Origin of the sequence: Corynebacterium lowii (assembly GCF_001412085.1) — a bacterium.
Taxonomy (GTDB): domain Bacteria; phylum Actinomycetota; class Actinomycetes; order Mycobacteriales; family Mycobacteriaceae; genus Corynebacterium; species Corynebacterium lowii.
Map to the genome: position 1 here is coordinate 61976 of NZ_LKEV01000007.1, position 20570 is coordinate 82545.

General features: G+C 62.8%; 21 protein-coding genes and 2 tRNA genes. 6 read left to right on the plus strand and 17 right to left on the minus strand.

The window, feature by feature from the left end:
• Positions 1-84 precede the first annotated feature (84 nt).
• From Clow_RS09940 to Clow_RS09955, 4 genes are read right to left on the minus strand one after another with little or no spacing between them, the layout of a single operon-like run.
• Positions 85-1014, minus strand: a complete 930-nt coding sequence (locus Clow_RS09940) for an isochorismatase family protein (protein WP_055178777.1) — start codon at positions 1012-1014, stop codon at positions 85-87.
• Positions 1015-1031: 17 nt separating this feature from the next.
• Entirely contained in the window at positions 1032-2645 is a 1614-nt protein-coding gene (locus Clow_RS09945; RefSeq protein ID WP_055178778.1) for a (2,3-dihydroxybenzoyl)adenylate synthase, read from the minus strand.
• Positions 2642-3799: an isochorismate synthase gene (locus Clow_RS09950; RefSeq protein WP_055178780.1), complete on the minus strand. Its 1158-nt coding sequence runs from the start codon at positions 3797-3799 to the stop codon at positions 2642-2644. The genes Clow_RS09945 and Clow_RS09950 overlap by 4 nt, the downstream gene beginning before the upstream one ends.
• Positions 3792-4586: an SDR family oxidoreductase gene (locus tag Clow_RS09955; protein WP_069724617.1), complete on the minus strand. Its 795-nt coding sequence runs from the start codon at positions 4584-4586 to the stop codon at positions 3792-3794. The genes Clow_RS09950 and Clow_RS09955 overlap by 8 nt, the downstream gene beginning before the upstream one ends.
• Before the next feature lie 72 nt (positions 4587-4658).
• On the opposite strand from Clow_RS09955, the gene orn reads away from it, so the two are divergent.
• From orn to Clow_RS09970, 3 genes are all read left to right on the plus strand, one after another.
• The gene (gene orn / locus Clow_RS09960; protein ID WP_055178782.1) at positions 4659-5288 is read left to right on the plus strand and encodes an oligoribonuclease; all 630 of its coding nucleotides are present in this window, start codon (positions 4659-4661) and stop codon (positions 5286-5288) included.
• Between the two features lie 50 nt (positions 5289-5338).
• Positions 5339-5411, plus strand: a tRNA-His gene (locus tag Clow_RS09965).
• Positions 5412-5505: 94 nt separating this feature from the next.
• On the plus strand, positions 5506-6672 hold the full coding sequence (locus Clow_RS09970) for an LppP/LprE family lipoprotein (RefSeq protein ID WP_055178784.1): 1167 nt from the start codon (positions 5506-5508) through the stop codon (positions 6670-6672).
• A gap of 12 nt (positions 6673-6684) precedes the next feature.
• Here the strand turns inward: Clow_RS09970 and Clow_RS09975 are convergent, their stop codons facing one another.
• Positions 6685-7860 carry a L,D-transpeptidase gene (locus tag Clow_RS09975; protein ID WP_055178786.1) on the minus strand — a complete coding sequence of 392 codons (1176 nt, stop codon included), beginning with the start codon at positions 7858-7860 and terminating at the stop codon, positions 6685-6687.
• A 251-nt stretch (positions 7861-8111) separates the two neighbouring features.
• Here Clow_RS09975 and Clow_RS09980 point away from each other — a divergent pair.
• Positions 8112-8184: transfer RNA gene (locus Clow_RS09980), tRNA-Lys, on the plus strand.
• A gap of 54 nt (positions 8185-8238) precedes the next feature.
• Here the strand turns inward: Clow_RS09980 and Clow_RS09985 are convergent.
• Positions 8239-9501 carry a glutaminase gene (locus Clow_RS09985; protein WP_055178789.1) on the minus strand — a complete coding sequence of 421 codons (1263 nt, stop codon included), beginning with the start codon at positions 9499-9501 and terminating at the stop codon, positions 8239-8241.
• Positions 9502-9580: 79 nt separating this feature from the next.
• Between Clow_RS09985 and Clow_RS09990 the strand changes: the two genes are divergently transcribed.
• The gene (locus tag Clow_RS09990; protein WP_055178793.1) at positions 9581-10159 is read left to right on the plus strand and encodes an isochorismatase family protein; all 579 of its coding nucleotides are present in this window, start codon (positions 9581-9583) and stop codon (positions 10157-10159) included.
• Positions 10160-10173: 14 nt separating this feature from the next.
• Here the strand turns inward: Clow_RS09990 and Clow_RS09995 are convergent, their stop codons facing one another.
• The 5 genes from Clow_RS09995 to Clow_RS10015 all read right to left on the minus strand — a co-directional run bounded on the left by Clow_RS09995 (position 10174) and on the right by Clow_RS10015 (position 14007).
• Positions 10174-10995, minus strand: coding sequence for a serine hydrolase (locus tag Clow_RS09995; protein ID WP_069724618.1), 822 nt, complete (start codon positions 10993-10995; stop codon positions 10174-10176).
• Positions 10992-11876 (minus strand): hypothetical protein, encoded by an 885-nt coding sequence (locus Clow_RS10000; RefSeq protein WP_055178795.1) that lies wholly within the window; start codon positions 11874-11876, stop codon positions 10992-10994. The genes Clow_RS09995 and Clow_RS10000 overlap by 4 nt, the downstream gene beginning before the upstream one ends.
• Positions 11877-11949: 73 nt before the next feature.
• Entirely contained in the window at positions 11950-12228 is a 279-nt protein-coding gene (locus Clow_RS10005; RefSeq protein ID WP_055178923.1) for a DUF3618 domain-containing protein, read from the minus strand.
• 177 nt (positions 12229-12405) lie between these two features.
• Positions 12406-13239, minus strand: a complete 834-nt coding sequence (locus Clow_RS10010; RefSeq protein ID WP_055178797.1) for a cytochrome c biogenesis CcdA family protein — start codon at positions 13237-13239, stop codon at positions 12406-12408.
• Positions 13240-13242: 3 nt separating this feature from the next.
• Positions 13243-14007 (minus strand): DsbA family protein, encoded by a 765-nt coding sequence (locus tag Clow_RS10015; RefSeq protein ID WP_055178799.1) that lies wholly within the window; start codon positions 14005-14007, stop codon positions 13243-13245.
• A gap of 43 nt (positions 14008-14050) precedes the next feature.
• Between Clow_RS10015 and bcp the strand changes: the two genes are divergently transcribed.
• Positions 14051-14509, plus strand: a complete 459-nt coding sequence (gene bcp / locus Clow_RS10020; protein WP_055178801.1) for a thioredoxin-dependent thiol peroxidase — start codon at positions 14051-14053, stop codon at positions 14507-14509.
• 3 nt (positions 14510-14512) lie between these two features.
• On the opposite strand, the gene Clow_RS10025 is transcribed toward bcp, so the two are convergent.
• Genes Clow_RS10025 through Clow_RS10050 form a run of 6 tightly spaced genes read right to left on the minus strand, consistent with a single transcriptional unit; the run spans position 14513 to position 20442 of the window.
• On the minus strand, positions 14513-15061 hold the full coding sequence (locus Clow_RS10025) for a PIN domain-containing protein (protein WP_483772855.1): 549 nt from the start codon (positions 15059-15061) through the stop codon (positions 14513-14515).
• Positions 15043-16161, minus strand: a complete 1119-nt coding sequence (locus Clow_RS10030; protein WP_055178803.1) for a helix-turn-helix domain-containing protein — start codon at positions 16159-16161, stop codon at positions 15043-15045. Before Clow_RS10030 ends, Clow_RS10025 begins: the two co-directional genes overlap by 19 nt.
• Before the next feature lie 47 nt (positions 16162-16208).
• A complete protein-coding gene (locus Clow_RS10035; protein ID WP_055178805.1) occupies positions 16209-17282 on the minus strand; it encodes an ABC transporter ATP-binding protein in 1074 nt (357 codons plus the stop codon).
• A 13-nt stretch (positions 17283-17295) separates the two neighbouring features.
• Positions 17296-18627, minus strand: coding sequence for an ABC transporter substrate-binding protein (locus tag Clow_RS10040; protein WP_245625754.1), 1332 nt, complete (start codon positions 18625-18627; stop codon positions 17296-17298).
• A 9-nt stretch (positions 18628-18636) separates the two neighbouring features.
• Complete coding sequence (locus Clow_RS10045; RefSeq protein ID WP_055178807.1) at positions 18637-19494, minus strand: carbohydrate ABC transporter permease; 858 nt, start codon at positions 19492-19494, stop codon at positions 18637-18639.
• Positions 19495-20442: a carbohydrate ABC transporter permease gene (locus tag Clow_RS10050; RefSeq protein WP_055178810.1), complete on the minus strand. Its 948-nt coding sequence runs from the start codon at positions 20440-20442 to the stop codon at positions 19495-19497.
• Positions 20443-20570: the final 128 nt, after the last annotated feature.

Here is a 20570-nt window from a genome sequence, read left to right on the forward strand (position 1 = left end):
CCTCAGCTTAGAGGAAGGTCCGATGTGGAATCAAGACAAAGCCACAAGAAAAACCACAGAAACGCAGGAAACCCCTTACGTCCCCTAAGCCCCCTCCTCCACGATCTCGCGCAGTTCCGCGAAGGTGGCGTCCTCGGGCACGTCCTCAAAGCTCACGTCAATGCCCTGCTCGCGCAGGCGGGTAATCATCGTCATCAGCCGCACGGAGTCAAGGCCCCAATCGTCTAAGCGGTCGCCCTCCTCGTCCAGGTCGGTGAGGTCCTCCTCCAAGAGTTCGGCCAGCAGGGCCCGCAGGTCCACAGCGCGCAGGCCCACAGCACGCAGGTCCGCGGCACCAGCCTCGGCCTCGGGCACAGAATCAGGCGCAGCACCAGCACCACCCCACGCCGAGAGCACAGCGGCGGTATCGGTCACTTCCCCCACGCAGGCGGCCACCCACTGCACCGCCTGGTGGTGATCCTCCCGGCAGAAGTCCGCCACGGCATCGGCCACGAGGAAGGGCTGTACATCGCGCATGAAGGCGTCCACGGCCGTGACCGAACAGCCAATGCGGGCGTACACGCCGCTAATCACCAGTTGGTCGCGCCCGGTGGCGCGCAGTTGTTCCTCAAAGTCCGAGCGCGCAAAGGCCGAATAGCGCCACTTTGTCAGCACCACCTCCCCCTCCTGGGGTGCCAATTCAGCGATGATCTCCGCCCCCTGGGAATCGCCCGTCATACCCGGCCCCCAGAGATCGGTGAGCAGGCCGCGCTTATCCGTGGGTTGATCAGCGGGCTGAGCGGTGTAGAACACCGGGATACCCGCCGCGCGGGCGGCCTCCACGAGGCGGCGGGTGTTCTCCACCAGGGCGGTCACCGGCTGTTCACCGGCCACGAAGGGGCGCAGGAAGTGCCGCTGCATATCGTGAATGAGCAGGGCGCTGCGCTGGGGGTCAAGGCTCCATTCCACGGCGGGGTGAGCGGTATCCTCCAAGGGCATCTCATAGGCGATGGAGGTGGGTAGGTCACGAGACATCGGTGAAGTTCCTTCCTCTAGCGTTGGGTGTCGGTGGTGGAATTGAGCGTGCTGGCGAGCAGTTGCCGCAGTTCCGCACGGCTGAGTTTGCCCACCTTGGTGGTAGGAAAGGCGCTGACAATGCGCAGGGTATCGGGGATTTTATAGCGGGCAAGACCGCGCTCGCGCAGGAACTTGGAAAGGTCTGGGCGCCGCAAAGCCTGGCCCTCGCGCAGCACCACCACGGCGCAAGCGCGCTCCCCCAGGTAGGCATCCGGCTGGCCGATCACGGCGGCGTCGAATACCGCGGGGTGGGCGAGGATATGGTCCTCTACCTCCTCGGCGCTGATCTTTTCCCCGCCGCGATTGATCTGGTCCTTATCGCGGCCCTCCACCACCAGGTGCCCGCTGGGCAGGCGGCGCACCACGTCGCCGGTGATGTAGAAGCCATCGGGGGTAAAGGAGCGCGCGTTGTGCTCCGGGGCGTCCCAGTAGCCGCGGATGGTGTACGGCCCGCGTACTTGGAGTACGCCGCTGGTTCCCTCGGGCACGGGTTGGCCGTCCGGCCCCACGATGCGCACCTCGTCAAAGGCGCTCATCGGGCGGCCCTGGGTGCCCACGATGTGCTCCTCGGAATCATCGGCGCTGGTATAGCACACCAAGCCCTCGGCCATGCCGAATACCTGCTGGACGTGCCAGTCGGCGGCGTCGATAAGCTCCCGGGCGGCCTGCGGCACCAACTTGGCCCCGCCCACCTGCACCACGCGCAGGCTGCTGAGATCGGCGGTGGTCTGCGGGGCGGCGGCCGACCACGTGCGCGCCAGGGGCGGCACGAGGGCCACGGTGGTGGGGCGATGCTTTTCGACGACCCCGAAGGCGTGCTCCGGGGCGGAGTGCTCGGAGAGGATCACCACTCCCCCGGCCGCCAGAACCCCCAGGTAGCCCGGTGAACTGGTGGGGTAATTGTGGGTAGCGGGCAAGACCACCAGCATGCGCGTTTCCGCCGTGATACCGCAGACCTCGTTGCTGCGCAGGACGGAATAAAGGTAATCATCGTGCGTGCGGGGGATGAGTTTGGGCACCCCGGTGGTGCCGCCGGAGAGTTGCAGGAAGGCCACCTCGCCGGGGTCTACCTCTACCTCGGCTTCGATAACCTCCGCCCCCGAGGCCAGCCCCCGGGCCGCCTCACGTATCTCGGCGGCGTCCAGGCAGAACTCAAAGTTCCCCTGTTCCTCGGCCACCCGCTGCCTCGTCGAAAGATAGGCCGTGGCCTGGGCGCGCTCCTTAATACTGACCACGTCCGCGCTGCGGTGGGAATCAAGCAGGTACACCGGCAGCGCCCCACAGCGCATGAGCGCCAGGGAGCACAGCACCACCTCTACCGTGTTGGGCAGGTGCAGCAGCACCGGCTGGCGGCTGGCGATCCCGCGCTGGCGCAGCACCGCAGCGATTCCGGCCACCTCGGCTTCTAGTTCGGCATAGGTGAGGGTTTCGCGGGCGTCGATCAGCGCGGTGGCCTGCGGTTCTCCGGCGGCCAGCCGGTCGAGCCTGCGGCCAATCCACAGCCCCTCCTCCCGGTAGCGCCGGGCGTATTCCTCCGGGTAGGGGGTGTATTTTTCCCGCGCCTCGGCTATCCAATCGCGCTGGCTCATGCTTGTGCTCCCTCGATCTGTACTCCTAGCCCCTCCACAATGGTGCGCAGCTTCGCAGAGGTCTCGCGCAATTCCGATTCCGCCTCGGACTGGGCCACGATGCCCGCCCCGCCCCAGGCACTTAATTCCAGGCCGCGCAGCAGCCCGCAGCGGATAGACACGCTCCACTGCCCATCACCATTGGCGTCTACCCAGCCCACGGCCCCCGCATAGAGGCCGCGATCGGCGTGTTCGAGGTCGCGGATAGCGCTCATCGCCGCCCCCGTGGGCCAGCCCGCCACCGCGGGGGTGGGGTGCAAAAGGCGCGCCAGGCTGAGCGCGTCGCGGTGCTGTTCCTCGGCCTTGAGGCGGCCACTAATGCGGGTGCCCAGGTGCCACATCGTATCGGTGGCGAGCAGGCTGGGCTGGGCGGGAACGTCGAGTTCCGCGCACACGGGGGCCAGGGCCTGCCCGATCATCTGGGTCACAAAGGCGTGCTCGTGGGCGTCCTTGGCGGAGAGCAAAAGGCCCTCGGCGCGGCGGCGATCCTCCTCCGGGTTGGCGCTGCGCGGAATGGAACCGGCCAGGGGGTGACTGAGCACCGTGGCCCCTTCTTTGCGCAGGAGGAGTTCGGGGGTGGCCCCGAAGAATACGTCGGCGGGGTCTCCCTCGCTGAGGCCAGCGCCCGATGCACCCCCCGGCAGCGGCACCGAGAAGGTCGTGGCGGTGGGATTGCGCTCCACCAGGCTCGCCAAAAGGTCAGGCCAGGCGGGTTCCTCGGCCAGTTCCGCGCGCACCTCCCTCGCCAACACCACTTTTTCCATCGGGGTTTCTGCGGCGCTGAGCTCTTCCACCGCGCGGCGCACGGCGCTGATGTAGTTCCCCGGCGCGCTCGCCGGGCGCAGGTTGCGCAGGCGCGCGGGGGCGGCGGCGTCGAGAAGCAAAGGCTCTGCTTCCTCCCAGGCGGGGAGTTCCCACAGCGCGGGGGCGGCGGCGCTGGCGACGTCGAAGGGCAGGGCTCCGGCCACGATGGTGCCGGGACGCCAGGGGTTCTCGGAGCGCGCGGCCGGTACGGCGCTAAGGGCCTGCGCCGGGGCGTAGCGGGTACCTCGGCCCTGCCAAAAGAAGAGATCGTTCCTGCTCACTGCCCTGTTGGAGGCTGGTGTTTTAGGCATGCAGGCTGGCTCCTCCGTCCACAAAGAACTCCTGAAGGGTCACGTGGCGGGCGCGCTCGGAGGCCAGGAAGTCCACCGTGTGCGCCACGTCCTCGGGCGTGGCGATGCGCCCCAGCGGGATACCCAGGCGGTGCGTGACGAGGTCGCCGTGCAGAGAGCGTCGCTTTCCGGCCTCGGGGTCCGCGCCCCAAAAATCGCGCTGCATGGCGGTGTCCGTGGAGCCGGGGCATACCACGTTGCAGCGTACCCCGTGCTCGGCCAGTTCCAGGCCCAGGCTGCGGGTGAGCGCGGAGGCCGCGGCTTTCGACGCCCCGTAGGCCCCCATGCCCACGCGCGGCACCCCCACCGCGTTCGAGGCCACCACGACGATCCCGCGATCCCCCTCGGTGGGGCGTTCCATCATGGCACGGGCCATCGCGCGCAGCAGGAAGAAGGTGCCGTAGGCATTGACCCCCATCATGCGGGTGAACTCCTCGGTGCTCGTCTGCGCCACCGGACGATCGGTGAATACCCCAGCCGCGTGGAGCAGGTAGCGCGGGGTGCCCAGGGTGGCGGCCTGCTCAATCAGCGCCTCTACCTCTTCTTCCCGCGCGAGATCGCAGGGCCGAGCGTGAACCTGTGTGCCCTCGCCGCTATGAGCGGCCACCTCCTCGGCCACGCGCTCTAATGCGGATTCCTCTCGGTCTGTGAGTATGAGGGTGGTGTGCGGGCGGCGGGCGCTGAGCCTGGCGATGGCCTCGCCTATGCCGCCCGCTGCCCCGGTTACGACGATGAGATCAGAAGGCATGATTCCACAGGTTACCCTTCCCTTATTCGCTGCGACTACCTCCCCCGGCCAACCCCACCTATCCTGGGAGCCATGAGCCAGCCCGATAAAGATGACCGCCTCGTATGGATTGATCTGGAAATGACCGGCCTGGACGTCCACCGCCACGTAATCGTGGAGGTAGCCGCCCTGGTCACGGACGCAAACCTGAATATTGTGGGCGAGGGAGTGGACCTGGTGGTACACGCCACCGAAGGAGAGCTGGCCCGGATGGACGATTACGTCACACAGATGCACAGCAGCAATGGACTCTTGGAGGAGATCCGCTCCTCCACCGTGAGCCTGCGCGAGGCCGAGGACGCCGTACTCGCGCTCATTGAGCAGCACTGCCACCCCGAGCACCCCGCCCCCCTGGCCGGCAATTCGATTGCCACGGATCGTTCCTTTATCCGCGAGCATATGCCCCGGCTCGACGCCGCCCTGCACTATCGCATGGTGGACGTTTCTACCATCAAGGAACTCAGCAAGCGCTGGTTCCCCCGCGCCTACTATCACCAGCCGGAAAAAGGCATGGTCCACCGCGCCCTGGCGGACATCGTGGAGTCCATCCGCGAGCTGGATTATTACCGCCGCAGCGTTTTTCAGCCGGAACCCGGCCCTTCTTCCGAGGAGGCCGCCCAGGCCCAGCAGGAGGCCACCGAGGCCTACCAGCGATTTTTGTAAATATCCCACGGTGGGCTATGGTTATTCTCGCTGCTTTTACAGCGGCGATGGTGGCTGTAGTTCAGCTGGTAGAGCACCAGGTTGTGATCCTGGGTGTCGCGGGTTCGAGCCCCGTCAGCCACCCCTATCAATCCCCCCGTTGCACCGCAAAGTGCAGCGGGGGGATTTTTACTATCCCATGCTGCAAAGAAAAAACTCATCACATAATCTCAACGATATGAAGCTACGCCCCCTGCGTTTTTCCGCCCTGGTCTGCACCACCGCGCTCGTCCTCAGCGCCTGCGGCAATTCCGAGGAGACTATCGACGCCACCCCGGCTCCCTCTTCTCCTTCCGCCGCGTCCGCCACCTCCGCCACCAAGGCGGCGAGCACCACTACCGCGGCCCCGACCACCACGGAAAAGCCCACCAAGGAGGCGAGCAAGCCCAAGAACTGCCGCTCCATCATGCTCAGCGATACGAACCTGCTGCCCGTGCTGGCTTCCCGCACCGTACCGCTGGTGGCGGGAGGAGGGCAGACGGGCGCCTCCGCGCACCTGGGCGAGGTGGCGAATAATCAATTTGACCCCTGCAAGAACCTCAGCTGGGTGGCCTTTGCCGGTTCCTTCGAGGGGGCGGAAACACCGCAGGTATTTAATACGCTGGTGTTCTTCCACAAGGATGAACTCATCACCACGCCGCTGCCCGCCGAGGTGCGCTCCATCATCGACGTCACCCGCCGCTCCGATTCGGAGCTGGAAATTACCAGCGGGCGGCCCGATCCCGACGCCCCCGAGGGCGAGGAACGCCTCATCGAATCCGTCTCCACGGTGCTGTACAAGGACGGTGGGCTCACCATTACCTCCGCCGATCCCGAGGACCCGTTGGCCCACCCCACCGCGCAGCTCGACCTCACCTCCCCCGCCCCCGATACCCAGGGGCGGCTATACCTTCAGGGAAATGTCTACAAGGACGCCTACGACCAGGAAATCACCTCCGCCGAGGGCTCTTCCCAGGACGCGGTGCTTATCGACGTCGATCGTTCCCTCAGCGTGTACTGCGTGGTGCAGGGCCAACCGCTGTGCCAGGCCGCCGACATCAACAAGGCCGATTGGATTCCGGGCAGCACGAACGATGCCGGTACTGCCGTATTCCAACAGGACGCCGAATATCACGCCAACCAGATACGCATGGCCTCCGCCGATCCCCTCCGCATCGAGGCCGTGGAGGAGCAGCTAGAGGGCTATACCACCGTGGCGGACGTGAACCGGGGTAAGAAGGTGCTCTTTGATGGGTACATCTTTGACACCACGCACGATGGTGAGGTGCGCATTTACGATAGCGAGGACGCCGATTCCGCCATCTGGTTTAACACCAAGGAATATGGGGTGCGCAAGCGCGGCTAAGGCCGGGAGGGCCTAGCCCTCTGCGTTACCGGCCTTCCATTCCTCCCACGGAATATTCCAATCGCCCAGGCCATCGAGCCCGTTGAGTTCCCCGCCCACGGTGTTGTGCACCTTCACGATGTCTCCGCGCTTCACCGTGTTTTGGAACCACTGCGCGGCCTCGTCGGTGACATTAATGCAGCCATGCGAGGTATTGGTGTTGCCCTGAGCCCAGACCGACCACGGCGCGGCATGAACGTAAATCCCGGAGTAGGACATCTGCGTGGCAAACTTCACGGTAGTTTTATAGCCGCCGTCCTCGCGGGAAAGGCCGAAGGTCTCCGAGTCCATCACCAAGGAATCGTGCAGGTCACCGATGATGTAGGTGCCGTTGGGGGTGGGCCACCTATCAGAGCCCAAGGAAACCGGGATAGAGCGCAGCTCCTCGCCATTGCGATACACCGTCATGGTCTTGGTGGCATCGTCCACCTCCGTGATGACCTCATCACCAATGGTCACCTCCACCTCGTTATCCTCGGCCCCGTAGATACCGCCGCCTAATTCCTTGCCATAGATATTGGCCTTGGCCGTAATCGTGGTGCCGGGCTCCCAGAAGTTCTCCGGGCGCCATCGGACCTCCTGGTTATTCACCCAGTAGAAGGCTCCCTCCACCTTCGGTTCCGTGGTGACCTCCAAGGCCTCCTGAGCTGCGGCGCGATCCTCAATGCTCTGAGAGAAGCGGAAAGCGATGGGCTGCCCCACACCCACTTCCCCTACTCCGTAGGGAGAAAGCGTGACCGACGCCGTGCCTGCCGGGGCGACCGTGGAGAACTCCACCGTGGATGTTTCCCCATTGAGATCGCGGGCCTCCACGGTATAGGTGCGGGAATAACCCAGCACCTCGGCGGTGCTCCATTCCTTTCCATCGTCGGAAAGGGTGGCCTCCACCTCGCGGCCCTCCTCGTTCGTCATCGTGACTTCCTCTAGGCCTTCCTCCTGGGAAATCACCGTGACTGGCTCGGTGGGGTCAACCTCCTGCGCTCCATCCTCCACGGAGATACTCGGCGGTTCATGCTCCATTTCCTCCGCGCTGAGTTCTTGGTCCGAATCCGCCGTGCCGTCATTGATCGTGCACGACGTCACCCCGCCGCCAAGAGCCAACACCACCAGCGCAGCCGTCACTGCGCGAAGCCTAGAGCGCACCCTCACGCTCACCTCCTGCTTTCGCCCACAACAATAGTTCCGATCCACTTTAGTTCCTATTAGAAGCCTCACCCCAACCGCCGGGCTTTTATCCCCAAACCTTTATCAAAGTGAGACATTGAGCCGAATCGCGCTTTCACTCCCTAACTGACGGCTCGCCCTAAAATCCACCCTGAACAGGCGATTTTGCAGTATGGAAGGCAAGCAGTAAAGTAAACGGACGTCGCCAGGGAGCACATCACCTGAAAGACAACCAAGCGCCATTAGCTCAATTGGTAGAGCAACTGACTCTTAATCAGTGGGTTCGGGGTTCGAGTCCCTGATGGCGCACAATACACTTCAAGGCCCTCCGCAAGTTCACTCGCGGAGGGCCTTGAGCAATCCTTAGCCCTGCTTCTCCTCCAGCCTCGGCGGCTTGGTGCCGTCGGAAAGCATGAGGCCCAGCAGGCGCTTCTCGGGATCGTGAATGGCAATCTCATAGCCCGCGCGGCGCAGGCGCAGCAGCGTGGAGGCCAGCATCCTGCGCCCGATGCGGTTCACGCTCACCACGTGAGTAACGTCCAGCACCAGGCGGCTGGCGCTGAAATCGCGGGTGGAAATCTCGTGCAGGATGGATTCCATCGCGGAGAAATTGATAATCCCCTGGATCACGATGACCGTGTCATCCCCGCGCACCTCGATGGAACGGATAGCGCGCACACCCACCGGCATGGGGTTCATCAGGTGCAGCCCCATCTGCTGCGAGAGTTTTTCAAAGAGCATGACGCCGCGCACGCTATTGCCCTCGGCGTCGAGGCGCGGGGAGAAGGTCGCCAGGCCCAGTTGCCCCGGCAGGGTACCGATCACACCCCCGGATACCCCGGACTTCGCGGGGATACCCACGCGCGCCATCCAGCGGCCCGCGGCGTCGTACATGCCCGCGGAACTCATCACGGACATGGTGAGGCGGCACACATCGGGTTCGAGCACGCGCTTGCCCGTGATCGGCTGCACGCCGCCATTGCCCAGGGTGGCTACCATCACGGCGAGGTCGCGGGCGGTGACCTCGATGGCGCACTGGCGGGTGTAGCTGAGCACGGCGTCGTGAGCGGTATCGTGAATCACCCCGTAGCTGCGCAGCATGTGGGCGATAGAGAGGTTGCGGTCCGCGTGATCGAGCTCGGAGTAGCACAGGGATTCGTGGAAGCCCAGTTCCCGGCCCGCGAGGTCGCTCATCAGGCGGCGAATCACCTCCACGCGGTCCTCCACCGTGGAATCCTCGCCGTTGATGAGCTGATTGACCGCGATAGCTCCGGCGTTAATCATGGGGTTCATGGGGAGGTTGGATTCATCGTCCACGGAGAGTTCATTGAAGGCCTCGCCGGAGGGCTCCATTCCCACGGTGTTCATCACCGTATCAATGCCCCGCTCTTGCAGGGCCAGGGCGTAGACGAAGGGCTTGGAGATGGATTGCAGGGTGAAGGGGACGTCGCAATCCCCGGCGGAATAGATATGCCCGCCGATAGTGCACATGGCGATGCCGAGGGGGTTGGGGTCGGCGGCGGCAAGCTCGGGAATGTAATCGGCCACGTGCCCGGACTTCTCCTCGCGGACTTCATCGAGGAGGGAATCAAGGTAATGAGGGATAGGGGAAGCAAATTGCTGCATGGCAACCCAGGGTACCGATGTATCCGCCCCCGCCCGACGATCACGACTTTATGGGCCAGGTGTGCCATAATATCTCTCCGTGAAGGCCTTGGTAATCGTAGACGTTCAAAACGATTTCTGTTCCGGCGGCACCCTCGCTACCTCTGACGGGGATCTCGCCGCCGAGAGCATCCGCGCGCTCCTCCACGATGAGAAGGCAGTGCGCGATTACGCGCACATCGTGGCCACGCAGGATTGGCACATTGATCCGGGCGAGCACTTCTCCGAGAACCCTGACTTCATCGACAACTGGCCCCCGCACTGCCGCGCCGGTACCCCCGGCGCAGAAATGCACCCCGCGGTTCCCGTAGAAAGCATCGAGGCCTTCTTCCGCAAGGGAAACTACAGCGTGGCCTACTCCGGTTTTGAGGGCTTCTGCGAGGGCACCTCCCTTGCCGAATGGCTCCGCGAGCGCAAGATCACAGCTATCGACGTCGTGGGCATCGCCACCGATTACTGCGTGAAGGAAACGGCTCTCGACGGCCTGCGGGAGAACTTCGAGGTGCGCATACTCTCCTACTACTGCTCCCCGGTAGACCCCAACCGAGGCCAAACGGCCCTCGATGAGATCAACAAGGCCGGGGCTGAGGTGCACAACACCCCGATTCACGCCCTCTAACGATTCGCGCTGATCTAGGAACAGCGCAGGTGCGGGGCTAGTTCCTCCGCTGCCTGCGTGAGCAACGCCTGGGCTTCCTCATAGGTGCCGCCCTGCGGACGGGCCACCAAGGCCGCTCCCTTCACCCCGCAGGGCGTGCTCAGCACCCCCATCTGGCGCGCGGTATACGCACCATCTACCCCCGGACCCCAACCGCCCTTGAACCTCATGCCCTCGATGGTGCCCAGGCCATAGGATTGCTCGGGGATCACCTGGCCCATCGCCTCTAGCACGGGCTGCGCGCCTTTTACGTCTGGCAATGCGGTGGCAAAGGCCGCCTGATCTGCCACCGCCCAGTGAGTCTGCCCAAAGGCGCTAAACTCCGGGCGCACCTTGCGCGTTTCCACCCGCGTGTGATCGTCGCCGCCCTCGCGCAGCACGGCCTCCACCGCCGCACCCGCCTCTTCCGGGGTGCCCAGAGCCTCCCAGAGGAAGGCGGCGGCCTCATTATCGGAGGCGGTCAGCGCAGTACGGACGTTCTCGGCTACCTGCGCGTCCTCGGGGAAGGCGCGCAGCGCGGCCACGGCGAGGGGCACCTTGGAGGTGGACCACGCCGGGCCAGCGCCCACGGCCTCGCTGAGATCGCCCGCAGTGTGGGTTCCGGTGGCGTCGGCAAGCGCCACGGCGGTACCGGGCAGGGCGGTGAGTTCCGGGGATTGCTGGGCGGTGGTTGGGCTCGCCGTGGTGGAACTGCTCGGGGCGGCGGAGTTTTGTTCCTGCTCCACCTCCCCGATGGTGCATGAGGTAAGCGCGAGGGCGCACAGCGGCAGAGCTAGGTATGAACCGTGCCTGCTCATGCGATGTACACGTTCGCGTTGTTACCGCCGGTGCAGTGCACGTACTCGCCTGTGTCCCGGCACGTCATGGTGTAATTTCTCCCCGTGGTAGGGCTATAGGCCTGAACGGTTTGGTCTAGTTGCCCGGATTCCTGGTACGCCTGCAACCATGCCTGGCGCACCGCCTGAGCGAAGTCCTCGCTGGTGGCACCGGAGGCCCACACCGAGTTGAAGTTACCCGCCGGGCGATTTCCATGCGCGGAACCATTCACCGGAGTGGCCTCTGCGGGGAGCGCGGGGGCCGTGGGGCGCGCACTGGTGGTCGCAGGGGTTGTGCTGCTGGGGCTGCTGCTCGTGGTACTGGGTTCTGTGCTTTCCTGCGTGCTGGTGGGAGCCACCGCACTGCTCGTGGCCTGGGTGGTGCTGCTGGGCGCAGTTCGAGACGTGGTACTGGGGACAGTGCTCTGCGCGGGGCGAACCGTGGTGCGCGGAGGAGCCGCGCTGGTGGTGCGAGTAGTGCTGCTTACCGTGGTCTGCGTGGAGGTATCCGCTGCTACGACGCCTCCCGGCTCATCGCTGCCTTTGGAGGAAAAGAGGAAAATCCAGGTGGCTGCCCCCACGACCACGAGGATGAGGAGCATGGATACTCCGGCTACCACCATGCTCGCGGTGCTGCTTTCAAAGCGAGGCTTGTGCCCAGCCTCAGCCCCCTGATATTGCCCCACGGCCTCCGGCCCGACCTTGCCCCCGTGAGGATTGTCCGCGTGAGAATTACCCGCATGCGCAGCACCGGGGTAAGAATTACCCGCCTGAGAGGCCCCCGTGGTTTCCGCACCGGAACCCGGCACGGGAAACTCCCTGGTGATCGGTTCGCGGTCATCCCCGCCGTGTTGGCTCGTCATATTCGCTTATGCTGCCACAAAGAGGCATGAAGCCAAAGCACCATGACCGCTCTCTGCGGCTTCTATCAGGAGATTAGTCGCGCGCGGCAAGCAACCGCTGCAATTCCTTAATATCCTTGTTGCGCTTGCGGTTGCGCGCCGCAGCCACAACGATCAAACCGGCCACCGCTGCACCCACGGCAGCAATGATCTTTTGCGTCTGCGGGTCTTGCAACTTGGCGGTGATTCCGCGCTTGGCATCATCCACGAGGTTCTTCGGCTTGCTGCGATCCGCAAGCTGATCCAGGGTGCTAGCCAGCTGGCGCCGGGTGCGCTCGATGTCCTGCTGAATATCCTCGATATTGCGTGCCACGTTTATCTCCCAAAATATGAGTTGATGTTTTTCCTGCGGCATAACGCCGCACCGCTTCCGCGGGGCTGAGGTACAGGGTCATTCCCACTTGGGGTTTTCCCGCGCTAGGCCTCACGGAGGAAACCACGCAGCCGCTGTCACGCGACAGCCGAGCACCCGCAGTATCCACTCTGCGGGTTATTCTAGCGCGTCGGCGGGACTCGGCGCAGGTCGCTTGCGCCAAAGGCGCGCGGCCAACAATCCCAGACCGCTGAGCAGCACTACTGCCAGCAATACCACCCAATCCGGTATCTCCGAGGTAGTGCGCAGCACCCAGTTCTCCATCTCCGCCTGCTGGCTCACGCCTACGAAACCGCCCAGGCTGGTGGTACCACTGGTAAACCACATCAGTGCCCCCACCGCGATGGTAAGCAGGCCGCCGATGATGTTATTCCAAGAATTGTGCCAACGGCCGACCGTGACCCCGCGCGGGCGCACGAGGTTTTGAATGGCGGGCAGGCGCGACCACAGCAGGCTGAGCACCACCAGGGGAACAGCCATACCCAGGGCGAAAATGAGCATGGTGATTCCGCCCATGATGGCGTTACCGCTCAGCGCCGCCATCGTGAGCACCATGCCCAAGAGCGGCCCGGCGCATACCCCGGCCAGGCCATAGATGGTTCCCAGCACATACACCGCCGCCAGGGAACTTCCCCCGGCCACGCCCATATTGCCCGGCAGGGGGATTTCTATGCCCGCCAGCATGATGATTCCCAGGGCGATCACCACCAGGGAGCCACCCATCACGAAGGTCTCACGGTGCTCGCTCACCAGCGCGCCCACCGAACCAGCCAGCACGCCCATCGGCAGCAGGGTGGTAATCAACCCCACATAAAACACCCCCGTGCTGGTAATCAAAGAGGTGGGCCGGGAGAAAGCGTAAGAAAAGAAAGCCGGGAGCAGCATGGCGGAGCAAGGGCTGAGCAGGGTGAGCACCCCACCCAGGAAGGCACCTACAAGGCTGAGTTCCACGGTTTAGCTGGCCTCCTCAATCGCCTGATCCAAAAATGCCCGGAAGTTCTCTATCGGCTGCGTTCCCGCCAGGGAGCTACTGCCCACCGCGAAGAAAGGCACGCCCTGCACGCCCCATTGGCGAGCCTGATTGGTTTCTTCCTCCGCCTCGGCGGCCAGCTGGGGGTCCTTCATATCTTTCTTAAAGACCTCCATATCCGGCACGCCCACTTCCTCGGCCACCTCGATCAGTTCTTCATCGGGCAATTCCGGGTGGCCGCTCTCTGGGGCGCGGGCATAAATGGCACTCAGGTATTCCACGTACTTGTCCTGCTTACCAGCGGCGCGCGCAGCGGCCGACGCCGAGGCAGAGCGCTCCCCGAAGTACACGACGTCGCGGAACTCAATGCGCACCTTGCCAGTATCCACGTATTCCTTCTTTAACTCGGGAAGAATCTCACGGGAAAAGAGCCCGCAGAAGGGGCAGCGCAGATCCGTCCACTCCACCATCGTCACGGGGGCGTCAATATCTCCCATCGCGCGGGGATCGTCGGGATCGCGGCGCTCAATCATGGCTTTGAGCTGTGCCTCCGGATCGTTAGCCGTCGCGGCGTCGGCAGCCATGCTCTGCCCGCTCGCGGTGGTTTCCGGGCTGGAATCCTTGCCCGTGAACTGCGCGATGAGCACCACGACCAGGAAGATCGCCACCACGGCCAGCACGATATAAAAAGGCGCGGTTCGGTACCACGGACGGTTCGGATTGACGTAGGTATCGAATCGAGTTTTCACACCACGCAGGATACAAGACGCCCGGGACCGCTAAGGTGGTGCCATGACACTGAACACAGGAGACACCGCCCCCGCCTTTTCGCTTATCGACGACCGCGGCAACACCGTATCCTTAAGCGATTACGCCGGGCAGCGGGTGATCGTGTACTTCTACCCGCGTGCAAACACCCCCGGCTGTACCAAGGAGGCCTGCGACTTCCGCGATAGCCTGAGCCAGCTCAACGACATGAACATCGCCGTGGTGGGCATCTCCCCCGATACCCCTGAGAAGCTCGCCGCCTTCCGCGAGGATCACGAACTGACCTTCCCCCTGCTTTCCGACGTCGATAAGACCGTGATGAAGGCCTACGGGGCCTATGGGGAGAAGAAGAATTACGGGCGCATTGTGGAGGGCGTAATTCGCTCCACCTTCCTCATTGAGCCCGACGGCACCATCGGGGTGGCCAAGTACAACGTCAAGGCCACCGGGCACGTGGCGCGGTTTATTCGGGATATGGATTAGGGATTAGATAACTCCTTGTTCTTTGGCCCATGCCCAAAACTCGCCAGGACCAAAAGGCAGGTAATACTCTCCTGCCAAGAGATCATCGGTAAGGCTCTCCACCATCTCCACGGTGAGCCTTTCCTCCCGCACCGCTTTGCATAACAAACCCAGCGTGCCGGTTTTTTCTATTTTCTCTTCCGCTGCAATCCGCCGTGGAGCCCCATCGTCGATAACCACGGTCCACCCCCGCGCCTTCCCCAAAGCCAGTACCCCACATTCCCCTCGATTTTTCTGCGGATTCTTCCCCACCAATCTCTGTTCATACCTGGCAAAGAGTTTTAAGAAGGCAAGATCATCGCTGCGGTCTACGTCTATCCAATCTGCCTTAAAAATCTGGCTCAACCCTGGGTCCCGGCCACGTTGCAAAAGCAGCTCTTGCTCCACGCTTTCAGGGATAAACACGGGAGCATCCCCCACGACGAACTTTAACGCCCCCAGCCATCCGCTCAAACAGAAATGTCGCAGCGGCCCGGTATCAAAGACGTACCCACTCACGAGACGTACTCCCACACCGCGTTTTTCCCCTTAAGTTCAGGCTGGGGAAGATCCTCGGTGCTAAATAATCCACCAAGCAATTCCAGGGCACGCTCGCGGCTAATCTGCTCCCGGCGCACCAAAAGCAACACGGCTTGTTGGAAGGCCCTCGGCTGGGTTGTGCCCTCTAATTCCGATCCTGGATAGAGGTCAAACTCCACCATATCGGCCTTGGTGGTATGTTCCGTGCGAATTGCTCCCGCCTGCTGGGCGTCTATCACGCCCAGGTCGCTAAGTCGGCGCGCCAAGGTGCTCATATCCACGTGGTATGTTCCCGCCGCGAGCACCGCCGCACCGCGCAAGCCATGCTGCTCTACCCAGCGCGACCACTGTTCTTCCACCGCCGCCTGCGGTAGCAATACTGCGCGCGCAAAATAATCAAGGTATTCCTCCGTTTTGTTGCCGGAAATACCACGCGCTTCTACCGAGTAGGAATCACCGATAAGGTAATGGCCCACCTCATGCGCCAGAGCGAGGCGGCGGCGTCCCACTTTATTGCTGCTATTAATCAGTGCCACCCCACCTTGTTTGAGGGCAATCACGGCGGCCGCTGCCACATCATCGCCTAATTCCTCGCTAAAGGCATAAAGACCTATGCGGGAGGCAAGCCCCACCAAACCCAACGCAGGTTCCGTTTCCTGTAGGCCCCACAACCCACGCAGCTGCCGAGCCATCCTTTCTGCTTCTTCTTGAGAAGTTATGAGAGGCCACGGGGTTTCTTCCATCCCGCCTATATCGGTGAGCGACTGAACAAACTCCACATCTGCGGCCAGCTTTTCTGCCATTCCGGTGAGACGAGTCCCCTCCACCGCAAGCCCGTGGGCTGAGCGGTACGCCACCACGGCTGGAGTGGGCTCCTCAAAAAAGGCGGTCATTTTCACGCCCAAGGCGTGAGCAATCTCCGATAGTTCCACCGCGCTCACCTTGCGCGTCCCCCGTTCCATTTTGTTAATGGCGGTGCGCTCCACGCGCACCCGCCGTGCCAGTTCCTCTTGGGTGAGGCCCGCGCGTTCGCGCGCGCCTTTGACCCGTTCCCCCAACTGCTGCGCAGCCTCGTGCGCTTCCATCACAGCCATAGGTGCGATTTTCGCACATGCGCCACAATCGCGCACCCATCCCGCGCCTACTCCACCCGCTCACCTGCCCCATCAAACAGGTGCACCACCGGCTCCGGCCCCAACACCAGGGAGTACTCCTCCCCCACCGGCAGGTGAGCGCGCTCCTCCAAGCGCACCGCCACCAATTCCTCTACCCCCTCGGCCTTGAAGTAGGCGTAGGACTCGTAGCCCAGTTGCTCCACGTGCTGCACGCGGGCGTCGATACCAGCCCCCGGCGCGGCCAGGGCCAGGTGCTCGGGCCGGATACCCAGGTGCAGGGTGCTGGCGCGGGTGGCGTCGGCCTGCGTGCGGGTGAGCGGCACGGGCTGTTCGCCCAGGGTGATACCGCGCTGCTCCGCCGCACATTCAAAGAAGTTCATCGCCGGGGAGCCAATGAACCCGGCCACGAAGGCATTGGCGGGCCGCTCGTAAATCTCCTGGGGCGAGGCCACCTGTTGCAGCACGCCGTCCTTGAGCACCGCCACGCGATCACCCATCGTCATGGCCTCTACCTGGTCGTGCGTCACGTACACCGTGGTGGTACCCAGGCGCTTTTGCAGGGCGGAAATCTGCCCGCGGGTGGATACGCGCAGTTTGGCGTCCAGGTTGGAAAGCGGCTCGTCCATGCAAAACACCGCGGGGTCACGCACAATCGCCCGGCCCATCGCCACGCGCTGCCGCTGCCCGCCGGAAAGGTTGGCGGGCTTGCGCTCTAACAGGGCTTCTAGCTGCAAAATGCGGGCGGCTTCCTGCACCTTCTGCGCGATGGTCTGCTTATCGACGCCCTGGTTGCGCAGCGCGAAGCCCATGTTCTGCGCCACCGTCATGTTCGGGTAGAGGGCGTAGTTCTGGAACACCATCGCCACATTGCGCTCGGCGGGGGAAACGCCGGTGACGTCGCGGCCGTCGATAGTAATGCGCCCTCGGTCGGTGGGTTCTAGACCCGCCAGCATGCGCAGGCTAGTGGATTTGCCGCAGCCCGAGGGGCCAACGAGTACCAGGAACTCCCCGTCTGCGATGTCGAGGTTGAGGTTATCCACGGCTGCTTTGGTGGACTTCCCATAAATGCGGCTTACGCCTTCATACGTTATTCGTGCCATGAGAAATCCTCTCTCAGATAAGGGGTTGAACCTGGTTTTCGTAAATGCGGCTCATAATGTTGTTCAGATTGTTCATCACGGATTCCACGTCCTTGCGGCCCGTGGCCACCATTTCCAGCGAGCCACCAATGCGGGGGTCCGCACCGGGCAGAGCCACGCGCACATTATCCTGCGGGCGGGTATGAGCCAGTTGGTCCACGGCGGTGCGGAAATTGGGGTTTTCCTCCATGAACTTTTGCTGTTCTGGGTCATCCACCGCCGTGCTGCGCACGGGCATATATCCCACATTGCGAGACCAATAAGCGGTGTTTTCCTTATTGGTGATGAAGTCAATGAATTGCGCGGCGGCAATCTTGCGCTTTTCCGGCAGATTGCGCGGAATAGCCAGGCCCGCCCCGCCCGTGGGGCAACCGCCCTGACCCAGGGGATTCGGCAGGGCGGCGGTGCCATACTCAAACTTGGCCTGTTTGCTGATGCCGCTGAGGTCGCCGGTGGAGAGCATGCCGCTGGCGCAGCGGCCCGCGGAGAAGTCCACGGCGAGGTCGGTGGCAATATAGGCCCAGCCGCTTTGTGGGTCGGTGGAGCGCTGGAACCAGCGCACGGCGTCGAGGGTTTCCGGGGAGGTCAGGCGCAGGTCCCAGCCCTGCGAGTAGGCCCCGCCCATCGTCCACAGCGGCCCGGCGAAGGTCCAGGAGAGATTGTGGGCTGCGTTGTACCAGCCGAAGGGGCGCTGCTCGGAGTTGGCGGCGCGCAGTTGCTCACCCCATTGACTCATCTCCTCCCAGGTCTGCGGGCCGCGCTCCGGCAGGCCCGCCTGCGCCCAGGATTGCTTGTTGTAATAAAACAGCGGCGTGGAACGAGCGAAGGGGAAAGCATAATAATCCTGCCCAATGCGATAATCCTCGTAAAGGGAGGTGACATAGGTGGAGGGATCAATTCCTGCCTGATTCACCAAATCGGATACCGGGGTGAGCTGATTATTAATGGCAAAGTTGTACCACCATACGTCGGAAAGCACCACAATATCGGGCACATCGGCCCCCGTGAGCGCGGCGTTGAACTTATTGGCCACCTCGGCGTAATTCTTGCCCGCGTCCACCAGATTAATGCGAATATCCGGGCGCTTTTCCTCCCAGCGGCGTATCAATTCCAGCTCATAATCCTTAGAGGAGCCGGGATGATTGGACCACCAGGTCAAGGAGGTGACCGGCGAACCATCATCGGCGGTATTATCCGCGCCCCGCATGGTGCTGGTACCCGCGCAGCCGCTCAGGGTGGTGGTGGCTGCGGCCCCGGCTAGGGCCAGGGCCATACCGGACAAGAAAGAACGTCTATTCATCGTCATAGCGGCCACCTATCCCTTCACCGCGCCGGTGGTGAGGCCCTTAATCATGTATTTCTGCAAGCCCAAGAAGATCAGCAGAATCGGAATGATGGTGAGCACCGTAGCCGCCATCACCGGCCCCCAATTGGATACGCCATCGTTATTTTGCAGCATCGTCAAACCCACTTGGAGCGGGGCAAGCTCGGAGGTATCGGCCATGAGGAAGGGCCAGAGGTACTGGTTCCACTCATTGACCAGGGTAATCACCGAGAAAGCCACCAACGTGGGCATGGAGATGGGCAGCAGCACGCGGGTGAGCAGGCGCAGCGGCCCAGCGCCGTCCATGCGGGCGGCCTCCACTAACTCGTGCGGCAAAGAGAGAAAGTGATTGCGCATGAGGAAGGTACCAAAGGCCACGCCCGCCAGCGGAATAATGATGCCTTGGAAGGTATTGCGCCAGCCCAGGGAATTGACCAGGGCGTAATTGGAGATCACCGTAATCTCGCTGGGCACCATGAGCGCGGAGATCACGATGAGGAATACCAGGTTGCGCCCCGGAAAGCGCAGAATCGCCAGCGCATAGGCGGAAAGGGTGCCCAGCACGATCTTAAAGAGGCAGAGGAAGAACGTGATGATGATGGAATTGCGCAGATATTGCCAGAAGGGCACTCGGGTGGTGGCCTCTTGGTAATTCTCCGGGTGCCAGGTGGGCGGAATCCAGGTGACGGGATCGGTATAAATATCGGCGCGGTGCTTGAGCGAGGTCATAAGAATCCAAAAGAGCGGCACGCCGATGAGTAGAAGAACGAAGAGAATACCCAGGTATCCGGCGGTGATTTTCCACCAGGGGGCTTTGTTTGCGGTAGCAGAGGTAGCAGAGCCAGCCATTTACTTTCCCCTTCCCTTATCCATGTACCGCACCTGCACCAGGGTGATGCCCAGCAGAATGAGGAACAAAATGGTGGCGGCGGTGGCCCCATAGCCCGCGCGGAAGTTCACGAAGGTTTCTTGATACACCTGGTACACCAGCGTGGTGGTGCCCTCTATTTGGGGGCCGCCCTGCGTCATCACATTGATGACGTCAAAAACCTGCACGGAGTTCAGCGTCACCGTAATAGAGAGGAAGAAGGTGGTGGGCTGCAGTTGCGGCAGGGTGACTTTGGTAAAGCGCGTCCACCAATTCGCGCCGTCGATAGCCGCGGCCTCGTCAAGGTCCTTGCTCAGCCCTTGGAGCGCGGCCAGATAAATCACGAAGGTATAACCCAGGTTCTTCCACACGAAGGTGACGGTAACCATGAAGAGCGCCCAGCCAGGCACCTGGTAAAAGTCCGGGCTCTCAATCCCAAACCACCCCAGTACCGCCTGTATCAGGCCAAAGGAGGGGTCAAAGATGAATTGAAAAGCCACGCCAATAGCCGCCCCCGAGATAGCAAAGGGGGCAAAGACCACGGAGCGGGCAAAGTTGCGCCCTTTGAGCTTTTGATCCAGCAGCATGGCTAGCCCCAGCCCCAGCACCATCGAACCCAGCACCGCAAAGAAGGTGAAGGTGAGGGTGTTGAGCACGATCGTGCGGGTGTCCTCGCGGGTGAACCACTCGATGTAATTATCCAGCCCAATAAATTGCGCGTTGGGGCTAGAGATATTCCAGGCATAAAAGGAAAGCCGAATGTTATCTATCAGCGGCCGGTAAGTGAATATCCCCAGCAGGATCAGGTTGGGGGCCAGCAGGGCGAGCGCCAGCCACGCCTCCCGGCGTCGCGCCGTGCTTCTCGACGCCCCCGCAGTACTACCTGCACTCCGCGCGCTGCTCGGCGGCCCGCTCCGAGGCGCTTCCATCTTTGCATGTGTCACAAGGGGATATGGTGACTCCCCAAGGTAAACGCCAGGCTTCAAGCACGTGAACAGTAGCCGTATCTTAGGCAAACCCTCGATGGCCTGGGGAGAGCGCGGGGGTGAGATCAGAG